The 1,627-nt window shown below is 39.0% G+C and carries 1 protein-coding gene; it reads left to right on the forward strand.

Features of this window, described 5'->3' with window-relative positions:
* Window positions 1-296: 296 nt before the first annotated feature.
* Window positions 297-1,502, forward strand: a complete 1,206-nt coding sequence (locus tag FZC41_RS17075) for an IS110 family RNA-guided transposase (RefSeq protein ID WP_170254052.1) — start codon at window positions 297-299, stop codon at window positions 1,500-1,502.
* Window positions 1,503-1,627 lie beyond the last annotated feature (125 nt).

Below are 1,627 nucleotides of genomic sequence, written 5' to 3' on the forward strand. Positions count from 1 at the left end.
CTTTCTACTACAATATATTTATGGTTATAGTACCTAACAACCAGTTAGGACCTTATCCATCTTGTTGCTTAAGCTGTTAGAATGTAGAGAGCAATCGGTATGTCGTCTTCCTTTCTTGGACTTCGCGTCCGTTAACAAGACTGATAACCAGCTCCTCATTCGCAGCGTTCGTTTTATGCAGGTTGAACTACTGTCCTACAGTACGTTCGTGTCACACCACAGTAGATTGAATAGGCAATGAGTAAAACTGGTATTTATCCATTGCAATAATCTTAAGGAGTGACAAATTTATGAACATGAACGCAGTAGGTATTGATGTTTCTAAGGGCAAAAGCATGATTGCTATTATCCGCCCATATGGTGAGATTGTTTCTTTGCCTTTTGAGATTCAACACACTTCCAATGAAATCAGTTCTCTCATCAATCAGATTAAATCCATTGAAGGCGAATCCCGCATTGTTATGGAACACACGGGTCGTTATTATGAACCACTGGCACGCGAACTTTCTCAGGCAAATCTTTTTGTGAGTGCCGTTAATCCAAAGCTCATTAAAGATTTCGGTGAAAATTCTCTACGTAAAGTCAAATCAGATAAAGCAGATGCTTTAAAAATAGCGCGTTATGCTCTTGACAGTTGGAATGATTTGAAACAATATAGCCTTATGGATGAAATACGTAATCAGTTAAAAACAATGAACCGTCAGTTTGGTTTTTACATGAAACATAAAACGGCTATGAAAAATAACTTTATCGGAATACTTGATCAAACCTTTCCGGGTGTTAATACCTACTTCAACAGCCCTGCTCGTGATGATGGCAGCCAGAAATGGGTTGATTTCGCTGCTGCATACTGGCATGTAGACTGTGTTCGTAAACTGTCTCTTCATGCTTTCACCGACCATTATCAGAAGTGGTGTAAGCGAAATAAGTACAACTTCAGTCAATCAAAAGCTGAAGAAATCTATGGGGCAGCAAAGGAACTTGTTCCTGTACTTCCTAAAGATGATTTGACCAAACTCATTGTGAAACAAGCTGTCGATCAATTAAACATTGCTTCCAAAACGGTAGAACAACTTCGTATTCTGATGAATGAAACCGCATCTAAGCTGCCTGAGTACTCTATTGTTATGGATATGAAAGGTGTCGGTTCATCACTTGGTCCTCAGTTGATCGCTGAAATCGGTGATGTTAGACGCTTTACGCATAAGGGTGCGATTACTGCCTTTGCAGGCGTTGATCCAGGTGTTAACCAATCTGGAACCTATGAACAAAAAAGTGTTCATACTTCCAAAAGAGGGTCTCCTACCTTGCGAAAAACGTTGTTTCAGGTCATGGATGCTCTTATTAAGACCAAGCCGCAAAATGATGCTGTTTATCAGTTTCTCGATAAGAAACGTGCTCAGGGTAAACCTTACTATGTTTACATGACCGCAGGCGCTAATAAGTTTCTCCGTATCTACTATGGTAGAGTTAAAGAATACTTAACAGTTCTTCCACAATAATTACCTCTTGCATTCCTTCTTTCAGACCAGCGTATAGTGGTGGTCTATTTGTTATACTTAAAATCCAACATATAACCTTTTCAAAAAAACTTCAATTTTCTATTGACTTTTTATTTGCAGGCTTG

It is taken from the genome of Acetobacterium paludosum, from assembly GCF_008086595.1.
GTDB classification, from domain to species: domain Bacteria; phylum Bacillota; class Clostridia; order Eubacteriales; family Eubacteriaceae; genus Acetobacterium; species Acetobacterium paludosum.

Excerpts from the sequence above, each read along its gene's own strand:
- FZC41_RS17075 (WP_170254052.1), top strand. The coding sequence starts at position 297 with ATGAACGCAGTAGGTATTGATGTTTCTAAGGGCAAAAGCATGATTGCT.